The sequence below is a fragment of the Ensifer sp. ENS07 genome, assembly GCF_014852185.1.
Lineage (GTDB): Bacteria > Pseudomonadota > Alphaproteobacteria > Rhizobiales > Rhizobiaceae > Ensifer > Ensifer adhaerens.
In genome coordinates, this window is sequence record NZ_JACVBE010000016.1 from 121,045 (window position 1) to 140,035 (window position 18,991).

Annotated in this window: 19 protein-coding genes and 1 pseudogene; 5 read left to right on the forward strand and 15 right to left on the reverse strand. The window is 58.6% G+C overall.

Annotated features, from left to right (window positions below; genetic code table 11):
- Nucleotides 1–17: 17 nt before the first annotated feature.
- The 12 genes from IB277_RS32400 to IB277_RS32455 all read right to left on the reverse strand — a co-directional run bounded on the left by IB277_RS32400 (nucleotide 18) and on the right by IB277_RS32455 (nucleotide 11,630).
- Complete coding sequence (locus IB277_RS32400; protein ID WP_192372698.1) at nucleotides 18–1,106, reverse strand: ABC transporter ATP-binding protein; 1,089 nt, start codon at nucleotides 1,104–1,106, stop codon at nucleotides 18–20.
- Nucleotides 1,103–1,906 carry an ABC transporter permease gene (locus tag IB277_RS32405; RefSeq protein WP_192372700.1) on the reverse strand — a complete coding sequence of 268 codons (804 nt, stop codon included), beginning with the start codon at nucleotides 1,904–1,906 and terminating at the stop codon, nucleotides 1,103–1,105. Before IB277_RS32405 ends, IB277_RS32400 begins: the two co-directional genes overlap by 4 nt.
- A gap of 15 nt (nucleotides 1,907–1,921) precedes the next feature.
- Entirely contained in the window at nucleotides 1,922–2,803 is an 882-nt protein-coding gene (locus IB277_RS32410) for an ABC transporter permease (RefSeq protein WP_371813733.1), read from the reverse strand.
- A gap of 8 nt (nucleotides 2,804–2,811) precedes the next feature.
- Complete coding sequence (locus tag IB277_RS32415; protein ID WP_192372702.1) at nucleotides 2,812–3,852, reverse strand: ABC transporter substrate-binding protein; 1,041 nt, start codon at nucleotides 3,850–3,852, stop codon at nucleotides 2,812–2,814.
- A 216-nt stretch (nucleotides 3,853–4,068) separates the two neighbouring features.
- A complete protein-coding gene (locus tag IB277_RS32420; protein ID WP_034800193.1) occupies nucleotides 4,069–4,317 on the reverse strand; it encodes a hypothetical protein in 249 nt (82 codons plus the stop codon).
- 276 nt (nucleotides 4,318–4,593) lie between these two features.
- On the reverse strand, nucleotides 4,594–5,031 hold the full coding sequence (locus IB277_RS32425; RefSeq protein WP_034800191.1) for a type II toxin-antitoxin system VapC family toxin: 438 nt from the start codon (nucleotides 5,029–5,031) through the stop codon (nucleotides 4,594–4,596).
- On the reverse strand, nucleotides 5,028–5,294 hold the full coding sequence (locus IB277_RS32430) for an antitoxin (protein WP_192372704.1): 267 nt from the start codon (nucleotides 5,292–5,294) through the stop codon (nucleotides 5,028–5,030). The genes IB277_RS32425 and IB277_RS32430 overlap by 4 nt, the downstream gene beginning before the upstream one ends.
- 380 nt (nucleotides 5,295–5,674) lie before the next feature.
- On the reverse strand, nucleotides 5,675–6,967 hold the full coding sequence (locus IB277_RS32435) for an amidohydrolase family protein (RefSeq protein WP_192372706.1): 1,293 nt from the start codon (nucleotides 6,965–6,967) through the stop codon (nucleotides 5,675–5,677).
- Entirely contained in the window at nucleotides 6,964–7,905 is a 942-nt protein-coding gene (locus tag IB277_RS32440; RefSeq protein WP_192372708.1) for an ABC transporter permease, read from the reverse strand. Before IB277_RS32440 ends, IB277_RS32435 begins: the two co-directional genes overlap by 4 nt.
- 1 nt (nucleotide 7,906) lies before the next feature.
- Nucleotides 7,907–8,956, reverse strand: coding sequence for an ABC transporter permease (locus IB277_RS32445; protein ID WP_192372710.1), 1,050 nt, complete (start codon nucleotides 8,954–8,956; stop codon nucleotides 7,907–7,909).
- Complete coding sequence (locus IB277_RS32450; RefSeq protein ID WP_210339701.1) at nucleotides 8,946–10,586, reverse strand: ABC transporter ATP-binding protein; 1,641 nt, start codon at nucleotides 10,584–10,586, stop codon at nucleotides 8,946–8,948. The genes IB277_RS32445 and IB277_RS32450 overlap by 11 nt, the downstream gene beginning before the upstream one ends.
- An 18-nt stretch (nucleotides 10,587–10,604) precedes the next feature.
- Nucleotides 10,605–11,630, reverse strand: a complete 1,026-nt coding sequence (locus IB277_RS32455; protein ID WP_192372711.1) for a BMP family protein — start codon at nucleotides 11,628–11,630, stop codon at nucleotides 10,605–10,607.
- Nucleotides 11,631–12,143: 513 nt separating this feature from the next.
- Between IB277_RS32455 and IB277_RS32460 the strand changes: the two are divergent.
- A pseudogene (locus IB277_RS32460) lies at nucleotides 12,144–13,297 on the forward strand (amidohydrolase).
- 116 nt (nucleotides 13,298–13,413) lie between these two features.
- Nucleotides 13,414–13,695, forward strand: coding sequence for a hypothetical protein (locus IB277_RS32465; protein WP_112975793.1), 282 nt, complete (start codon nucleotides 13,414–13,416; stop codon nucleotides 13,693–13,695).
- Nucleotides 13,696–13,916: 221 nt separating this feature from the next.
- On the opposite strand, the gene IB277_RS32470 is transcribed toward IB277_RS32465, so the two are convergent.
- A complete protein-coding gene (locus IB277_RS32470) occupies nucleotides 13,917–14,831 on the reverse strand; it encodes a nucleotidyltransferase and HEPN domain-containing protein (RefSeq protein ID WP_192372756.1) in 915 nt (304 codons plus the stop codon).
- 151 nt (nucleotides 14,832–14,982) lie between these two features.
- Between IB277_RS32470 and IB277_RS32475 the strand changes: the two genes are divergently transcribed.
- Together IB277_RS32475 and IB277_RS32480 are read left to right on the forward strand one after the other, a co-directional pair.
- Nucleotides 14,983–15,942, forward strand: a complete 960-nt coding sequence (locus IB277_RS32475; RefSeq protein WP_192372713.1) for a LysR family transcriptional regulator — start codon at nucleotides 14,983–14,985, stop codon at nucleotides 15,940–15,942.
- 147 nt (nucleotides 15,943–16,089) lie between these two features.
- Nucleotides 16,090–16,794, forward strand: a complete 705-nt coding sequence (locus IB277_RS32480) for an autoinducer binding domain-containing protein (protein ID WP_371813735.1) — start codon at nucleotides 16,090–16,092, stop codon at nucleotides 16,792–16,794.
- An 85-nt stretch (nucleotides 16,795–16,879) separates the two neighbouring features.
- Here IB277_RS32480 and IB277_RS32485 read toward each other — a convergent pair whose 3' ends face one another.
- Nucleotides 16,880–17,848 (reverse strand): hypothetical protein, encoded by a 969-nt coding sequence (locus tag IB277_RS32485; protein ID WP_210339702.1) that lies wholly within the window; start codon nucleotides 17,846–17,848, stop codon nucleotides 16,880–16,882.
- Between IB277_RS32485 and IB277_RS32490 the strand changes: the two genes are divergently transcribed.
- Nucleotides 17,816–18,379: a hypothetical protein gene (locus IB277_RS32490; RefSeq protein ID WP_210339703.1), complete on the forward strand. Its 564-nt coding sequence runs from the start codon at nucleotides 17,816–17,818 to the stop codon at nucleotides 18,377–18,379. The two genes, IB277_RS32485 and IB277_RS32490, sit on opposite strands and share 33 nt — an antisense overlap.
- Before the next feature lie 180 nt (nucleotides 18,380–18,559).
- Here the strand turns inward: IB277_RS32490 and IB277_RS32495 are convergent, their stop codons facing one another.
- Entirely contained in the window at nucleotides 18,560–18,928 is a 369-nt protein-coding gene (locus IB277_RS32495; protein ID WP_112975797.1) for a MarR family transcriptional regulator, read from the reverse strand.
- Nucleotides 18,929–18,991: the final 63 nt, after the last annotated feature.

The following is an 18,991-nucleotide window of genomic DNA, read 5'->3' on the forward strand; positions in this document are numbered from 1 at the left end:
GAATACAATGAATGTCACTATTGCTGCAGCAGTTGGACAGCGGAATGGGCGATGGCGAGGTCTACGCGGCAGCCGGCCGAGAGCTTCTCGAGACGGGTCGAGCGGATCATGGACTTCAAGGTGATCCCGCCATCGACGAGCATCCAGGCCTCGAGATAGGCGCCCAAATTGACGACCTTTTGGACGGTTCCCGTCAGGCGGTTTGCCGGTTCGTCGAGGGCCCCTGCCGCATCTGCGAGCCTAACGGCCTCCGGTCTGATACAGCAGAAGCGCACATCGTCAGGATCAACGTCCTCTGCCGGCTCGGCGGTGAGCACCGCCTTTCCCGCGCCGAGGGAAACCTTCAGCTTCCGATCGGCCCCGGTCTCTGCGGATGCCGGGAGGATATTGGACTTGCCTATGAAATCTGCCACGAAGGAGGTTCTCGGGCGGCCGTAGATATCCGCGGGCGCTCCTTCCTGCGCGACCACTCCGCCATGCATGACTATGATCCGATCGGACATGGCCATCGCCTCTTCCTGGTCGTGTGTGACATAGATGAAGGTCATGCCGAGATCTTCCTGGATCTCTTTCAGCTCGACGCGCATCGCTTCCCGGAGTTTAAGGTCAAGGTTTGAGAGCGGCTCATCGAGAAGCAGCACCGACGGCGAGGGCGCAATCGCCCGGGCGACTGCGACCCGTTGCTGTTGCCCCCCTGAAAGTTCCTTCGGATAGCGATCCTCAAAGCCCTCAAGATGGACACTTTTCAAGGCTCGTGAGACACCGTCGGCGATTTGCTCGCGGGGCCGGCCCTGCATCCTTAGGCCAAAGCCGACATTCTGGGCGACCGTCATATGCGGGAAGAGTGCGTAGTTCTGGAAGACCAGTCCGATTTTCCGGGCTTCCGGCGGGACGCCTTGCTGATCGCGGCCGCGAATTCGGATTTGTCCGCTCGAGGGCGCTTCAAATCCGGCGATCATATTGAGGGTCGTCGTCTTACCACATCCGGACGGACCAAGAATGCTGACGAATTTTCCCTTAGGGATGGCAAGGCTGATATCGTCGACGATGCGGTTTGCACCGAACTGCTTGCTGACGGAAAGGAGTTCAATATCGATGGTGGTCATTTGCTACCCCCGTGGAATTGGGCGGAGAAGCCGCCGATCTTTTCGAAAAGGATGATTACGCCAAGGATGAAGAAGAGTGATGCGACATTCACGGCCGCAAGCACCGGATCCAGGCTGTATTCGAGATGATTGATGACGGTAATCGGAAGTGTCGTCTGACCGGGTCTGACCAGGAAGACGGAGAGCGGGATGTTGTTGAAGGAAATGATGAAGGCGAAGGTCATCCCCGAAAAGAGGCCGGAGCGGATCAGCGGTAACAGCACGTATCGGATCCTCTGCGTGACGCTAGCGCCCAATACGCGTGCCGCGCGGTCCAGCCGCTTGTCGAAACCAAACATCGCGGTGGCCGCCATGCGCACGACGTAGGGCAACGTCAGAATGACGTGAGCCATGACAAGGCCGGGTGTCCCTAGCAGGTCGTAAAGTCCAACCGAGGACAGGAACAGGACGACGGCCACGCCCTTGACGATTTGCGGGACCGACATGGGTGACAAGAGGAACGCCATGATGGCGGTATGCCCCGGACATTTTGCGTAGGCGACGCTGTAAGCTCCAAGGACGCCGAGCAGTGCGCTAGCGAGCGATACGATGACGGCAAGTTCGACGCTGAGTAGAAACGGATCGAGCCAGCGGCTAGTCCATAGTGCCGCGTACCATTGAAAGGTCCATTCGCTTGGGATGAACGTCACAGCCGAAGTTGGACTGAAAGAGGCCGCAACGACGACCACCAGCGGAAGAGTGATAAAGGCAAGGATGGCGACAAGCGCCATCCTGAACAGATATGTGAGCAGTCGGTTCATCGGAGCCTCCCGAAATTAAAGGTGAAGTTTTTGGTGGAGGCGCGACTCCAGCTTGGATCCGACGAAGCCGGCGGCCAGCATCAGGATGAGAAGAACGTTCGCCATGACCGCCGCGAAGGGCCAATCGAGATAGAACAGCACCTGCTCGTAGACCATTGTGGCCATGACTTTGAAACCAGCGCCGCCAAGGAGGGCAGGGGTCGCATAGGCGCTTGCGGCCATGGTGAAGCCAATCAAGAAGGAGCTTACGATTCCTGGCACGGAGAGCGGCAGGATGATGTGCCGGATTACAGCAAGACGTGACGCGCCAAGAATTTGCGCAGATTTTTCCAGACTGGGGTTGATACCCTGGAGGCTCGTCAGAAGCGACAGCACGCCAAATGGCAGGATGACGTGAGTAAGCCCAACCACGACGCCGAAAAGGTTTTTCGACAAAGGCAAGGGTTCCGTGATCAATCCGGTCCACATCAGCGCGGAATTGATAAACCCGCGATCTTCAAGAATGATGAGCCAGCCATAGGTGCGAAGCACGACCCCCGCCAATTCGGGCGCAATGGCAAGCGCGAAGATGACCGTTCGCCAGCGCGACGTGGCGCGAGCCAGATAGTAGGCGAGGGGATAGGCTAAGACGGTCACGCAGACCGCAACGAGGCTGGACATCACGACGGTGCGGGCCAGGCCAGCAAGGACAAGGTCGTTGCTGAAGAAGCGGCTGTAGCTCGCAAGTGTCGGGCCGCCCTCCGTTTGACTTTGAAAGCTGATCCCGATCATCATCCCCATCGGTATCGCGAAGAAGAGCACCAGGACGAGTGACGGCGCGATCAGCGGCAGAAGTCCCTTGACAGGGGCTCCGGCGGGCGGGGGCTTTGTCGGAGTGGAGCAAACAATGACGGCCATGATCTACCTCACTTGGCCGCCGCGACGACATCACGTTCCCATCGTTCGCCCCAGGCGGAAAGCCGTGTTGCGACCGCCGCGAGATCGGGCAACAGAAGGGCCTTTAGATCGGCCTCGGTGGTGATCTGCTTGGCGCGGATATCGGCGGGCACCTCGATGTCGATCCTGCCGCTGCCGACCTTGTAGCCGGTGACCCATGCCTCCTGGCTGGTCTTTTCGAGAAAGAAGTTCACGAACTTGAGAGCTGCGTCTCGGTTCGCCGCGTGCTTCGGCACGTTCAGGGTTGCGACCAAGGGGATAGAGCCTTCCTTCGGCAGAACATAGTCGACCGGCAAACCGCTATCGACGAGCAGCTGCGCGCGCCCGTTCCAGAATGGCATCGCCCAGACGTCGCCCCCTTTGAGGTACGTTTCCATGACTGAGGATGACTGCTCAAAGCCGATCGACTGTCCGGCGAGCTTGGCCATGGCGGCAAAGCCGGGATCGACGTTCTCGAGCAGATCTCCACCATGGGCGACCGAGAAGATCTCCATCAGGTAGGCGGCCATCACGTTTTGGAATGTCGGCAGGATGATTTTGCCCTTGAGGCCATCATCCAAGAGCGCGTCCCAGGAATTTGGACGCTCTGCCAGCTTGTCCGTCCGGTAAAGAAGCGAGAGATACTGTACTTCGTGAACCGCGCCGCAGGGACCAGCAACGCCGGCAATCACCGACGACAGACGCTCAAGATTAGGAACCTCCTCTGGTGAAAACTCCTCAAGCAGGCCCTCCTTACACCCTTCGAGCGATTGGGAAGCGGTCATTACGACGACGTCGAAGCCAGGGCGGCCATTCGTCGCCTTGATCTTGGCGTAATCCTGGGAGGCCGAACCGACGGCGTCGTAGATTACCTTTATCCCGAACCTGGCCTCGAAAGGCTCAATGATCCGCTCCCGAATGATAGTTTCGTACGGCCCGCCATAGCTGTTGACGATGAGCGTTTCGGCGTGGCCGTTCGCAGCCAAAACCATTGATACGATCGCGGGCGCGCACAGCGCAGTGTACTTCATGACGATCCCCTTTGTTGGTGTTGTCGGTACGGTGACATTGCGCCAGCCAGTCTTGCGATCTCCAATATCGATTTCCCGGTATTGATACTGAAATCATATCAATCGTGTTGCATTCGCTGAACTGGCCGACGGCTCAAAGCGGATTCGGTCTTGAGGGCCTCAAGCTCTATGAATCCGCGCTTGGGTTTATGCGCGTTGCCACAGGCAGCCGCTCTGTCACCCCGGCTGGCAGATTTCGTTGATTAGGCGTGGATTGGCTTTCAGGGATTTGAAGATATGAAGCCAGAACCGGTAATGGCTTTCGCGATTGAGATCCCTGGCCTCGAATGCGCGCTTGGCCGCAGCGGTCACGGCGTCGCAGCCGTAAAACTCCATCGCAAGTTCCACAGCCGCCGCCACCGCGACGTCATGTTGCGCACCCGCCTCGTTTGACGGTTCCAGTACATTCTTCAAAGGCTTCGACATGGCGACTCTCCTGTGAGAGTCCGGCGAGGAAATGTGGCCGGACGGTCTCACAGCGAAGATCGCGTCGTCCGGAAGCACACGGTGCCGCTCATATCGAACAGGTTGAATCTTAGCTTACTTCCCGCCCTGGGAGAAGTCCAAAACTCTGCGCTGAAATCTTTGGTCGAGCTTCTTTGAAGTTTTCGGGCTGACGCCCGAGATGATCTGGCTCCTGTGCAAGCTGTTAAGCGGCGCCGGCATTGCGGATGCTGGAGCCTTGCCTAACTTGATCATTTCTCAGTTGGATGCACCCCTAAGTTGCTTTGAGGTCGCGTCCAGCCAGTTTTCAACCCGAAGGTTGGGAATGCGCGTGAACTCACGGGCATTGGCTGTGACGAGGACTGCGCCTGCGGCACAGGCATGAGCAGCGATCAATAGGTCATTTGGGCCGATTGGTTTGCCTGCAGCTTCCAACTCAGTGCGGATGTTGCCGTACTTGGCGTCGGCGGGCACGTCGAGCGCGAGCACCAGAATGCTTTCTAGAAGGGCTTCGATTTGGGCCAGCAGCTTTGGGGAACCCTTCTTGGCGCATCCATAACGCAATTCTGCCGCCGTTATGATGCTGACGCAGATTGCCTCCGACCCGACCGCCGCAATACGTTCAGCGACCTGCCCTCTCGGGTTCCGAGCCAATTCGGACACGATATTTGTGTCCAGCATGAAAAGGTTGCTCACAGGTCGATTTCCTTGGCGGGCAACAAAGTCTCGTCAATATCTGGGAACTGATCTTCAAGCCCAAGAGGATCCAGACCTGCCAAGACTTCCAGCAGGTTCTTGCGACGCAGCGGCTCTATTATAAGCCGATCCCCGTCGCGATGGATCATCACTCGATCGCCGGGAAGCTCAAAGTCAGCCGGGATGCGAACAGCCTGGCTCTTGTTATTCCGGAAGAGCTTAGCTTCCCTCGCAGGAGGTTCGTTGTGTCTAATCTGCGGCATAAAACTCTCCTCTGCATATACATTTGCATATACACACTGACAAGCGAGATTTCAAGTGAGAGCTTGACTTGCTCGGTGAAAGGAAGGTTTCCTCCAAACAGGATCGAGGCCGTGATAGCAGCCAAACTCGATCTCATGCGACCGGGGCAAGGTGGCAAAGTGTTGTTGCGTTCTGGTGCGGGAACAGATCGGTCTTCCGGTCGCGATCGAGGGATTTCGGAAAGCACTGCTGCAGCGCAAAGCCACGCTCGGCGACATTGCCAACCAGGCCGAACGTCGTGGTGTTGGCATGGTGATCTGCCCTATCTGGAGGCGCAGGCCTCCAATGTTTAGGGGAAGTCAAAGATGTTAGCGCTTCGGTGCGCGGGTGCGTGCGCATATTAAAACGCTTGCAGTGGCACAATGTGACGGCGGTTGATGGTCGCGGGACGGCCCTTAATGGACAGAGTCGTATCGCGCTTTTCGCGTTCTGCCACGACCTTGCCCTTTGCGACGACACAGAGCCGCTCGGCACGCAGGCGCACCGCCTCGATGGGGTTGCCCGCATGGAGTACGACGAGGCTTGCGGATTTGCCCACGGCTAGACCGAGATGATCGAGGCCCATAATCTCGGCATTGATCTTGGTGACCATGTCGAAGCAGGTGCGCATGTCTGTGGGCGAGGACATCTGGGCGACGTGCATTCCCATGAAGGCGACGTCGAGCATATCGGCTGTACCGAGGGAATACCAGGGATCGAGCACGCAATCCTGACCCCAGCCGGTGCGGATGCCGGCCTTCAGCATCTCGGGCACTCGCGTCAGGCCACGGCGCTTAGGGTAGGTGTCGTGGCGCCCCTGAAGCATGATGTTTATGAGTGGATTGGGGATCACTGAGATGTCGGCTTCCGCAATCAGCGGCAGTAGCTTCGAGACGTAGTAGTTATCCATCGAATGCATCGATGTAAGGTGCGAGGCAGCTACCCTGCCTTGCAGGCCGAGCCTCTGGGTCTCATAGGCAAGCTGCTCGATATGGCGTGATAACGGGTCGTCCGTCTCGTCACAATGCAGGTCGACCATCACGCCGCGCTTTACCGCGATCTCGCATAGTTCGGTAACGGAACGCGTGCCGTCGGACATGGTCCGCTCAAAATGCGGAATGCCACCGACGATGTCGACGCCCATGTCGAGGGCGCGGATGGTGTTTTCGCGAGCATTCGGGGAGCGATAGAACCCGTCCTGCGGGAAGGCGACAAGCTGGAGGTCGATATAGGGGGCGATCTCCTTCTTAACCTCTAGCAGTGCTTCCACCACAAGAAGGCGGTCGTCGCATGTATCGACATGGGTGCGGATGGCGAGGAGACCCATCGAGACAGCCCAGTCGCAATAAGCTAGCGCCCGCTGCTTGACGGCCTCGTGGGTCAGGAGCGGCTTGAGTTCGCCCCACAGCGCGATGCCTTCGAGCAGCGTACCTGAGGCATTGATACGTGGCAGGCCGTAGGACAACGTTGCGTCCATATGGAAATGCGGATCGACAAAGGGCTGACTGACGAGGTCGCCCGAGGCATCGACGACACGACCAGCCTCGGCATCGATGCGTGGCTCGATCGCGGCGATCCTATCGCCCTTGATGCCGATGTCGGCGACGTTGCCATCGGGTAGCGTGCCACCTTTTACGATCAGGTCAAAACTCATCTTTCGCCTTTCTGGTACGGGATCATCAAAGCTTTAGGGTATGCGGCACGACGTGCGACCAGGATCAGCGCCAGGATCGACAGCGCATAGGGCATCATCAGGAAAACCTGATAGGGCACGATGCCGCCCGAAATTTGCTGCAGACGAACCTGATAGGCATCGAAGGCGGCGAAGAGGACGGCGCCGATCAGCGCCTTTCCTGGCCGCCATGAGCCAAAGACGATGAGTGCGATGCAAATCCACCCGCGTCCATTGATCATCTGGAAGAAGAACGAGTTGAAAGCCGAGGTGGTGAGAAAGGCGCCGCCGACCGCCATCAACGCGCTACCGACGACAACGGCGCCCATGCGGATACCCGTGACCGAAATGCCCTGCGCTTCGACCGCTGACGGATTTTCGCCGGCAGCACGAACGGCGAGACCGATGGGCGTGCGATAGAGGATCCAGGCAACGGCTGCAACCGAGATGAATGCGAGATAGGTCAATGGCGTCTGGGTAAACAGCGCCTCGCCAACGACCGGGATGCTGGATAAGCCCGGGATCGGCAGGGGCTGGAACGGCTCGATTTTGGGCGGCGACGTCACTTCGGGCAGCGCAAGGCGATAGATGAAATAGGTAAGGCTTGTGGCAAGTAGCGTAACACCGATGCCGACGACGTGCTGCGACAGTCCGAGTGGTACCGTAAGCGTCGCATGCAGCAGGCCGAACATAGCACCGAAAAGGGCAGCGACCAGCAAGCCGGCCCAAAGATCGCCGCCGGAGTATACGGTAAACCAGCCGGCGAAAGCGCCTACCGTCATGATCCCCTCGATGCCGAGGTTAAGAACGCCCGCGCGCTCGCAGATCAACTCGCCCATCGTCGCGAAAATCAGCGGAGATGCTATGCGGATTGCGGCAACCCAGAAAGAAGCGGTGAAGAGGATTTCGAGCGCGTCCATGTCACCTCCACCTGATTCGGAATCGCGTCAGAAGGATCGCGACAACCATCGTCAGTAACGAGGTGGCGACCATGACGTCGGCTATGTAACTCGGTACCTTGGCCACTCGGCTCATGGCATCTGCGCCGACGAAGATGCCGGCGACGAAGATGGCAGAGGCGATGACGCCGAGCGGATTCAGCATGGCCAGCATAGCGACGACGATGCCCGCGTAGCCGTAGCCTGGCGACAGGTCGAGCGTCAGGTTGCCTTTGAGCCCGGAGACTTCGGAAAAACCCGCGAGAGCGGCCAGTCCTCCCGAAAGCAACGCCGTCTTCATCAGAGTGCGGTCGACCAGAATTCCGACAAAACGTGCGCCCTCGGGATTGATGCCGACGGCGCGCATTTCGTAACCGAGAACCGTCTTTTTCATGACGATCCAGATGAGGACGGCCGAAGCAAGGGCGATGATGAAGCCATAGTGCAGGCGCTTGCCCTGGATAAGGCGCGGCAGTTGTGCTTCGGCAATGACCTTCTGCGATTGCGGCCAGCCGAGCCCCATCGGATCCTTGAGCACACCTTCGAGCAGCATCGACACGAACAGCAGGACGATGAAGTTAAGCAGCAACGTTGTGACCACCTCGTCGACGCCGAAACGCGTCTTCAGCACGGCTGGGCCGAACAGAAGCAACGCGCCTGCGGCCATGACGGCGACCATAATTACCGGGATTAGAACAACCGAAGGCAGGGGCAGTGCGCCCGTTCCCAGCGCCACGGTGACGACGCCACCGATGTAGAGTTGGGCTTCTGCGCCGATGTTCCAGAGCTTTGCCCGAAAGGCGACGGCGATCGCCAAACCCGTGAAGATCAGTGGCGTCGCCCGGGTCAAGGTCTCTAGGAATGCGAACTGTGAGCCGGCCGCCCCCTTCGCCACAAGATAGAAGACGGACAGTGGGGAAGCGCCGGCGGCGAGAACCAGTACCGACGTCAGCACCAGTGTGGTGCCTATGGCAGCCAGCGGAAACAGCAAGGTGATCGCCAGGGACAGCGCGGGTTTCGGTTCAAGCCGCATGATCGCCGCGCTCCCCGCTGTGGCCCGCCATCAGTTCCCCCAGTTCCCGAATGCTGCGTTCGCCCCTTGCAGAGGGTGTGGAAAGGCGCCCCTTGAACATAACGAAGATGCGGTCGGACAATGCCAGGACTTCTTCGAGATCTTCCGAAATGAGCAATATCGCGGCGCCCCGATCTCGCGCTAAGAGCAGCATGCGATGAACATAGGCGACGGCGCCGACATCGAGGCCGCGTGTCGGCTGACTTGCCAGAATGACCGCGGGGTCGGCATCAAGGGCCCGGCCGAGAATGAGCTTCTGCATGTTGCCGCCTGAGAGTAGGCGTATGCGTGCTTCGGGCGAAGGGCATTTGACGTCGTAGTCGGCAATGAGTTTCTCTGCGAAACGCCCGGCGGCTTTCCAATTCAGGAAGCCCATGCGGCTGAACCGAGGGCTTCGGTAGCGTTCGGCGATGACATTTTCCGTCACGCTCATGTCGCCGATGCTGCCGATAGCGTGGCGGTCTTCCGGAATGCGGGCCACGCCATGTGCGAGCGCGGCGCGCGGCGACCAGTCGGCGACGTCCCGTCCAGCGATGGAAATGCTGCCGCTGGTGGGACGCCGGATGCCGGCGATAAGGGCAGCAAGGACAGCCTGACCATTACCGGCGACGCCGGCAATTCCGGTGATTTCACCGGCTGTGAGGGTGAGCGATACTTTGTCGAGGCCCGCCCCGTTGTAGGCCGTTGCGGAGACCTGTTCGAGTGCCAGCAGCGGTGCTCCGAGCTTCAGCGGACTGACGTTGGCTGGCTTGACCTCTTTTCCAACCATGAGCGCTGCCAGTTCTTTGCGATCGGTCGAACCTGTTTCGCGCTCACCTACGAGCTGGCCGGAACGCAGAACCAGCACACGATCGCTCACAGCCATCACTTCGTGTAATTTATGAGAGATAAAGATGATCGACAGGCCTTTGGCGACGAGCAGCTTCAGCGTCCGGAACAGTGCCTCAGTCTCGGCGGGGGTTAAGACAGCCGTCGGCTCGTCCATGATTAGGATTCGGGCTTCGCGATAAAGAGCCTTTAGAATCTCGACGCGCTGTCGCTCGCCGACTGAAAGGCTGGAGACGGTAGCTGTGGGGTCGACGGCGAGGCCGAAATCGGCGGACAATCGCTCGATGCGCCGTCGCGCGGCGGCCCGGTCGAGCCGCAGGCGCCAAATGCTCTGCGTGCCAAGCGCAATGTTTTCCTGCACCGTCATGTTGTCAGCGAGGGTGAAGTGCTGGTGAACCATGCCGACGCCGGCATCTATGGCAGCGCGCGGATCTCCCGGCGGCAGCGGCTTGCCAAAAGCCTCGACGGTTCCTTCGTCGGCGACGTAGTGGCCGAACAGAATGTTCATCAGAGTCGTCTTGCCGGCGCCGTTCTCCCCGAGAAGTGCTATGACTTCGCCCTGCTTGAGTTCAAACGAAATGGCGTCGTTAGCCCTGAGTGGGCCGAAGCGCTTGCTGATGCGGGAAAGACGAAGGGCGGTTTTGCTAGACACGTCGGCGACCGGAAGAGGAGTTGTGGGGACTTCCTTTCCCGTCCAAGGAGAGAATGGTCGCTGTTGGCGAAGTGTAATTCCTGGTCCGCCACAGCCGACCACTTCTCCCATGAACGCGAGGAAGGAAGACTAGGTCGACTTCGGCTCGGCGTCGTTGATCTCGACGGCGAACGAACCGTCCTTGATCATCTTTTCCTTTTCCGCGACCTTGCCCTTGATGGCGTCCGGAACCTTGCTCTCAAAGGTGCCGAAAGGCGCCAGTGAACAGCCGCCGTTTTTCATGAAGGAATAGATGCCATAGTCGTCAGCCTTGAACGCGCCGGCCTTCACTTCGCTGATCGCCTTGTCTAGCGTCGGTTCGAAATGCCACAGTGCGGATGCGACAACGGTGTCCGGATAGTCCGCCTGGGTATCGATGACATTGCCGATGGCCAAGACCTTCTTCTCCTTGGCGGCGTCGGACACACCAAAACGTTCGGCATATAGCAAGTCCGCACCCCCATCGATCTGGGCGAAAGCGGTCTCTTTGGCCTTTGGCGGATCGAACCATGAGCCGATGAAGGCGACTTGGAATTTGGTGTCCGGGGCCACTTCCTTCACGCCGGCCATGAATGCATTCATCAGCCGGTTAACCTCTGGGATCGGATAGCCTCCCACCATGCCGATGTTCTTGGACTTCGTCATTGCGCCGGCGACAAGGCCGGACAGATAGGATGCGTCCTGGATATAGTTGTCGAAAACTGAGAAGTTCGGAATAGCGGCGTCGGGCTTGAAGCTCGAGCCCATCAGAAAGGCGACATCCGGGTAGTCTTTGGCAACCGTGCGGGCCGCATCCTCGACGCCGAAGACCTCGCCAAGGATCAACTTGTGACCCGCCTCGCAATACTCACGCATGACGCGCTCGTAATCGTTGTTCGCGGTGTTTTCCGAATAGACATATTCGATGTCGCCGCGCTCCTTGGCTGCATTCGCTGCCTTGTGGATACGACTGACCCACTGCTGCTCGACCGGAACGGTGTAGATGGCCGCCACCTTTATCGGATCCGCAGCGAGCAGACGGCCCGGCAGACCCGTCGCCGCCACCACGGCGGAAGCGCCAGCAGCTTTGATCAGGGTTCTTCTGGAAATGGCAAAATTGAAGGAATCGCTTTGCATTAAGTTCCCCTCTGATTGATTGCGCGTTTGGCGCGCGTCTTTTTTACCACTTGGTCAATGTAGGGGAAGTTGGAGTTTGCAGCAATTGGGGTGTGATACGCCATTCAACCGGATATGACGCAGCTTGCGCGACAAGCTCTGTGCAGTCTGAACAAAGACGTGTCGCGTCTGAAGCCGCTAACCGATCATTCAAGTTGGAGGCCTCACTTGAAGACCGAGAGCCGTGCGTACTTTGGGCGCAGTTTCGAGAAACCGGTTTCTTGGTTGCGACCTGGGCGAACAAGTTCCAGTGCGACCGGCAAAGCAAGTGTGAGATCGGGCTGAAGTCGATCCACTGCAGCTGTGTCCAACGACGTCTTTCGCGCTTCTCTTTCAATAGCGAAGATGGTCTAAGGTCGTGGCTGGGAGACTTTTGAAGGGGCCAGGTCACCAGGATCATGCGTTGTCCAGGGGCATGAGCAGTGGAGCCGGAAACTGGAGCTTCTATCCTGATAAAGAAGCGGAGGCGCGTGAATGTTTCTGATCGACCGTGAACTTGAGGCGCTCACCGTTTTTCGGCGCGACCTGCACCGGCGGCCGGAAGTCTCGGGCGAGGAGCGGGAAACGGCGGAAACGATCGTGGCGTCGTTGGCTGAGACGAAGCCGGACGCGGTGATGACCGGCCTTGGCGGGCACGGGGTGGCGGCAATCTATGAAGGACGCGAGCCGGGTCCGACCGTCATGGTGCGGGCCGAGCTCGACGGGCTGCCGATCGAGGAGATTTCGGAAATCGGCCATCGCTCGGAGATTAAGGGCAAGGGGCATCTCTGCGGCCATGACGGACATATGACAATCCTGATGGCGCTGGCCAAAGGGCTTGGACGCGAGCGCCCGGCGAGAGGCCGCGCGATCCTGATGTTCCAGCCGGCGGAGGAGAACGGCGCCGGTGCCGCGGCCGCGCTTGCCGATCCGAAATTTGCTGACATCAAGCCGGATCTGGCCTTCTCGCTGCACAATTTTCCGGGATTACGCTTTGGCCATGCGGCGCTGCGCTCAGGACCGGTCAATTGCGCCTCGCGCGGCATGCGATTTCGCTTTCCGGCAAGACCGCGCATGCCTCGACGCCGGAGGACGGCATTGCGCCGACCTTTGCGATGGCCGCGTTGCTTTCCGGGCTGACGGCGCTTGGCAACAACGGGCCGCTCGACGAGGACTATACGCTTGTCACCGTGACACATGCGCGGCTTGGCGAGGCGGCCTTCGGCATCAGCCCCGGCTATGCCGAGATTTGGGCGACGCTGCGCACACTGACCGACGAGCGCATGGCCGATCTTGTGGCCCGTGCCGAGGCGCTGGTTGCGAAAGAGGCCGGTGCTGCCGGCTTGAAGGTGGCGATCAGCTACGAGGACGTGTTCCACCAGTGCAGCAACGCGGACGCCGCCGTAAGCGCGCTGGAGCGCGCTATGGACGAGGAGGGCGTCAGCCACGATCGCGGCGAGGGCGTGCTGCCGATGAAGGGTTCGGAGGATTTCGGCCTTTTCGGGCGCGTGGCGCCTTCGGCGATGTTCTTTCTCGGCGCTGGCGAAAACCACGCGCGGCTGCACAATCCTGATTATGATTTTCCCGATGGCCTGATCGGTATCGGCGCCAAGGTGTTCATGCGGGCGATCCGTAACGAACTGGGGTGAGGGCGCCGGACGGTCGCTTGCACGGCGGCCGTTGTGACGGCACTCTTTGAAATTGTACAGCTCCGGCCGATGGCCTGTTTCGCGTCGTTTCGGGGTTAGTCTGGAAGGAGCAGGGGATGAGGCAGTGCAGCTTTCGTGTCGCGCTTTGCCTGGCGCTTGCCATTGCAGGCATAGTGACAGCTCGCGCGGCGGACACGCCCGGCGCCGATCCCGTTCCTGAGCCGCAGCAGACCGAGAATGCCAGCCTGCAAGACTTCATCAAGGCCAATCCGGATTGCCTGGAATTCACCGATCAGTGCTCGCACTGCGTTGTCGTCAACCGTGTTGCCGAATGCTCGACGGCCGAGATCGCCTGCATCAAGCGGGACAACCAGTGCACCAGACGAGTGGCTAATTGATGCATCCCGCAAATAGTACGTCTTCACGAACTCGTCGCTCACTGACCCCTGAAGCGCGGCGCTAAGGACGCTGCGGAGACGGCGCGCATCCGATTTCATCGGCGATGTCGAAGGTGGCTCGGGCATGGTCTGGGGCACCTTTGGGGTGGTAGGATCCCGAGCTTGATCGCGCCCTGAATTCGTTTCAACGCAGGCCGTACGGAGTTGTAGGAATGTGGAAGCTAGGCTGAGCCCAATTCCGCCAGTCGCTCCTGACATACCAGCTCAACGAGTCGAAGAAGATGCTCCGTCCGCTCTAGAAGCCAACCGAGCCCTTCTTCGGTAATCTCAAAGTGCTTCGAGTAGCGGGCCTTCACATAGGCTTCGTTGAGAATGTTGTACCAGGCGGTAAAACGATGCTGGTCGCGCGGCCAGGCGTCGATCAGCCGCTGATCCCGATCCTCGGCGAGACCGCGGAGAAACTTGAGGTTGTGCGAAGGTGGGCTGTAGTTGGTGAGGGTGAGGAGCAGACAGGCGTAAGCCTGCTCATTGGCCTGGTGTAAGCTAAACGCAGCAAGACGGTTCCACTCGGGGGCATCACCAACCTGGCCAGCTTGCCACTGTCCCGTCCGAAGCATCAACTGGGCTTCCGTAAATCGATTCGCAAAGTGGTCCTTCGTGACCCTGAGCGCATCGGCAGGCGAGAGTCGTTTCGGCTCCGCCAGAGCCCGGTCGTCGAGTTCGTAGAGCACGATGCCTTCGCGCAGAATATCGACGAAGAAATACTGTCCGTCCGCAAGGAAGTTGTTCACCTCCCGGGCGCCATGGACGATCAGCCCAACCGGCGTCGAGACTCTCTTGTCCCACATCAACCGGTCGGTCGCCTTGTCCCAGTATTCCGGTTCTGCGAGCTTCTTCGAATTGACGATGACAAGGATATCGTAATCGGAGCGATAGCCCTTCATCGTATGCGGCTCGTCGACAAAGGTGCCGCGGGCGTAGGAACCGAAGAGGATGATCTTCAGGATCCGACCGCGCTTCTTGAAATCGGCCGAGCCGCCTTGGAGCGCATCGGCAAACTCCTCGTGGATGATCTCCACGACGCGCGCAAGTTCGCGCTGCTTCTTCTCGGGAAGATGTTCCAGGCTCGTTTTCATACTCAACCGATAGGATAAAGACGATTCGTCGTCTACTGCAGGAATTAATGGGTTTCGCATTATTAAAAAATATCAGATTGATCTATATGGACGATTAATAGATGATCTATCTCCTTGTAGAATGACTTGCACGGATGCAGAGGGCAGGCGAATGGAATTCCGTCAAATGAGATGTTTTGCAACCCTGGCGGAGGAATTGCATTTCGGCCGCGCTGCGGCGACGCTCTCCATGGCGCAGCCAGCCCTTAGCGTGCAGATACAAACGCTGGAAAAGGAGCTCGGCGTTCAGCTTCTCATCCGCTCTACGCGTCGTGTTCAACTGACAAAAGCCGGCGAAGTTTTTTACGAGCGGTGCATCAATGTTCTGCGGGAGATCGAAAACAGTTCCGCTATCGTCCGGGCTGTTGCCGGCAAGAATGTCGATCGGATCACCATCGGAACCATATATCCCGCGACCTTCGGTGTCTTGCCGCTTTTTCTGAACAAGCTCGGCAAGCGATTTCCCGATATTCAGATACACGTGAGCAGCGGTTCCACGGATGCAATCATCCGCGACCTGGAGAAGGGGCGTATCAACCTTGGCTTCATCCGACCGGTCGAAAACATTGGATCGCTCCGTTGGCAGAGCATCGCCAACGAACGATATCTTCTGGCGGTGCCACTTGGCAGCCGGCTTGAGACGGCGGAGACCGTCACAATGAGCGATCTGAAACGGGAGCGGATCATCTCCTTTTCCCGCTCAAATCTATCTTACACGGAAAAGTACTTCTTCGAGCAGTTCAAAAAATTTGGCCTTCTTGATCAGGTTGCCTGTAGTTGCGACGACACGCTCTCCTTGGTTTCGCTGGTCGCGGCCGGGATGGGCGTAGGTTTCGTGCCGGAATGGACCAGAGATTTGCCCCACCAGTCGTTCCGGCTTCGGGAAGTGGAGGGGGTGGATTTTACGATCGGCATGGGGCTTGCGTGGAACAAAGAGGACCCGACCGCGAACCGTGAAGAGATCGTAGAAGTTGCCCGCACGCTGGCCGCGGCATCGAGATCGCTCAAAGCTGTGGGTGACGATACCGGAAGAAACAACACCAAGCGCGGTCTTCCGGCCCATGGCGAGTAGGTAGGAAAGTGGCAACGTAAGCCGTCAGAGGTTGGCGATGGCGGTCCTTGGCAGGAGCACAACTTGCCGGCGGCACTCCAAAAGGTCCAGAATGTCGCTGGGCCGAGTATTGATTGAGTAAGACGAGAGGGCAAAAAGGAGGAGAAGGTGAAGGGCTGGTTTCAGAAGCTAACCGATGTTTCCACCGTGGCGCGCACCAAGGAGATGTTCAATGAAGCGCTCACCGAGCTCGCGCAAGAGCTCGGCTTCGAGTATTACGCCTACCTTAATCTTCAACCAATCGGAACATTCGCCGTTTCGAATTATCATCCCGAATGGCAGGATTGGTACTTCGCCAGAAGCTTCAACGAGATCGATCCTGTGATCCAGATTGCAAGGGCGACGATGAAGGCGTTCACTTGGTCTTCCGAAAATTCAAGGACTGTTAGATCGAGGCGCGTTCGGCAGTTTTATCTGGATGCCGCCGGTTTCGGTATTCGGTCGGGGATCACCATTCCAGTCGCGACTGCGTTCAGACGTATAGCAATGCTGACCATGGCCTCACACAAGCCTTCCCTCTCGCTGAAAGGTGATGTCGATCCGGTAGCGGCCGCCATGGCGGTCGCCCAGCTTCATGTGCGGATCGAGCAAACGAACATTGAGCCTACCGCAAAACCGAGCATCGCTTTGACCACTAGACAGGCGCTTATGCTCAAGTGGGCGTCCGAGGGCAAATCCATGAGAGCAATCGCCGACATCGAGAACATGAGCTACTGGAACGTCAACTTCCACATGAATAATGCGCGCAGGAAGCTAAATGCCTACTCGCTTCCGCAGGCGACGGCTCTTGCGACGAAGCTAAAGCTGATTTGAAGCCAGGCGCATCGCTGCCAAGCATCTGAAGTCGAAGTTTTGAGGAGTACAGATGGAACAAGTGGTGAACAAGCTTCCGGATCTTCTACGGACGCTTTCGCGTGAACGGCTTGAGGCACTTGTGCTCGAACGCACCGAGAGAGACGAGGGTTTTGCCCTTTGGCTCGATGCCAGATTTGCGGTTTTGGTGGCTGACGAGGCAAGCGCGCTGCTCGATCCTGTGCCGTTTCGTCGTCGCGCCGAAGCGCTTTTCGCTTCGACCGGTTCGGGGCGGCATCGGCACAGCTGGGGCGAGCGGGCTGGGGGTATCGATCAAGCGGCGCTCGAACAACTGATTGACGAGGCTGAACCTTTTCTTGCCGTAGGGCGCGGCGACCATGCATTGACGATCTTGAAATCCGTGGCCGCGGGGCTGGCCGCATGTTGGCCGGAAAACGCCGATTGGGATGAAACCCTGAATGAGTTCTTTCCGCGGCTTGATCAATTGATCGCGCAAGCCGCCCTCATGAATGGTGTCTCGCAGGAGGCGCGCGATGACCTCGCCGGCGAACTGGCCGACTGGCAGGGAGAACTCGCAAAATTTGGCGCCGACGATGCCTTTGCTACTGCCATTGCAGCTTGCATGCAAGGCTGGGACGAGCCAGGCCTTCAGGCGACGCTCGCAGGGCTTGGGCAGAGCTGGCCGCCTGGGGGAAGTAGCGATCCGCTCGATGACGATCTGACACGGGTCCGACTTGCCGCGCTCGAAGCCATGGGGCGCGGTGAGGATTTCCTCAACCTTTCCCGTGCGGCGGGGTTTCATTGCGACCATGCGGTGAAGCTGGCGCAGACGGGGCGTGTCGATGAGGCGGTCGCGCTCGCCCATCTGCGCCTGACCACACATGGTGATCTCCTGCGGCTTGCGGAGGCCGTCGCGGCTGTCGGTCGGGTGGAAGCCGCGATCGACGTTGCGGCCTGGGGACTGTCGCGAGACGGGTGCGGCGAAGGCGAAGAAAACTGGCATCACAGAACAGGCAGGGCAATGCTGGCACGCTGGCTGCGCGAAAAGGCGCATGCGGTAGGCAATCGGGATATGATGTTCAAGGCAACGCAAGTAGCCTTCGAAGAAAGCTTTACACGGGAAGATTTCCGCGTGGCCAAGAAACTCGTTGCTCCGTCGGATTGGCCGAAGTTGCGCGAATTGCTGCTTGCGGCGCTGACGGCGGCACCTTACGCCTATGAGCGGATCGAAATCCTGCTCGACGAGGATTTGGTCGCGGACGCCGTTGCTTCCATCGACCTGCAGGAAACGCGTTTCTTCAGTCCACGTGACCCTACGCTGGGTCGACTTGCTGAACGGGCATTGGCGGATCACCCCGATTGGGTGATTGTCCTTGCATGCCGCATGGCCGATACGATTATGTCTGAAGGAAGATCAAGCCGCTATGAGACGGCCGCATTGTGGCTCGGGATTGCCGCCCGCGCGCATAAGGCTTGCGGGCGGTCCGCCCAGTGGCTTGCGCACCTTGATGGGCTTATCGAGCAGCAACGGTGCAAGCGCAAGCTGCGACCGCTACTGGAAGAGCTGCGGCGCACGGCCAAGTGAATAAAGTACCTCTTGGGATATCGCGATGCAGGCATTCGCCTGACGGCCGCCGAAAAGCAGACCTGGATGGCCGAGTTGAATTTTTCGGCCCCAAACCTACGCCTTCTGAAAGGTCACGATGCTGCGCGCGCTGGTTCAACGCCGCCGTCGCGTGATGCTGTTAGTGTCGTATAAAAATCACTAAGCTCCAGATTTCTGCTGCTCTGGACTTAACCTTAGGCGATCGAAAACGTCCGGGCAGAACTCAAACTGCCTCGCAGTTCCTCGTCCCATCGAGTTCTTCACAATCGTTTCGGTCAATATCCCCCGCGCGATCAGAGGATCGATCGATTCCGCCACAGCATTGCGCGTCAAACCGGTAATTTGGCTTATATTCGAGAGTGTTAGCTTTTCATGGTTTTGGTGCATCATGTAGAGCACCGTCATCATTCCGACCTGCTTCAAACGCGATTGCGGCGTCTCTCCCTCAACCGGTTTGTCGAAAACTTCCTGCAGAGCGTAAGCCGAAAACAGCTGGCTCTGCCAATGGGCATTGAGTGCGCTTGTCATTTTTTATACTGTCATATATATGATGGTAAAACGCGTCGCCAAATCGCGCCGCTGTTAGGATTG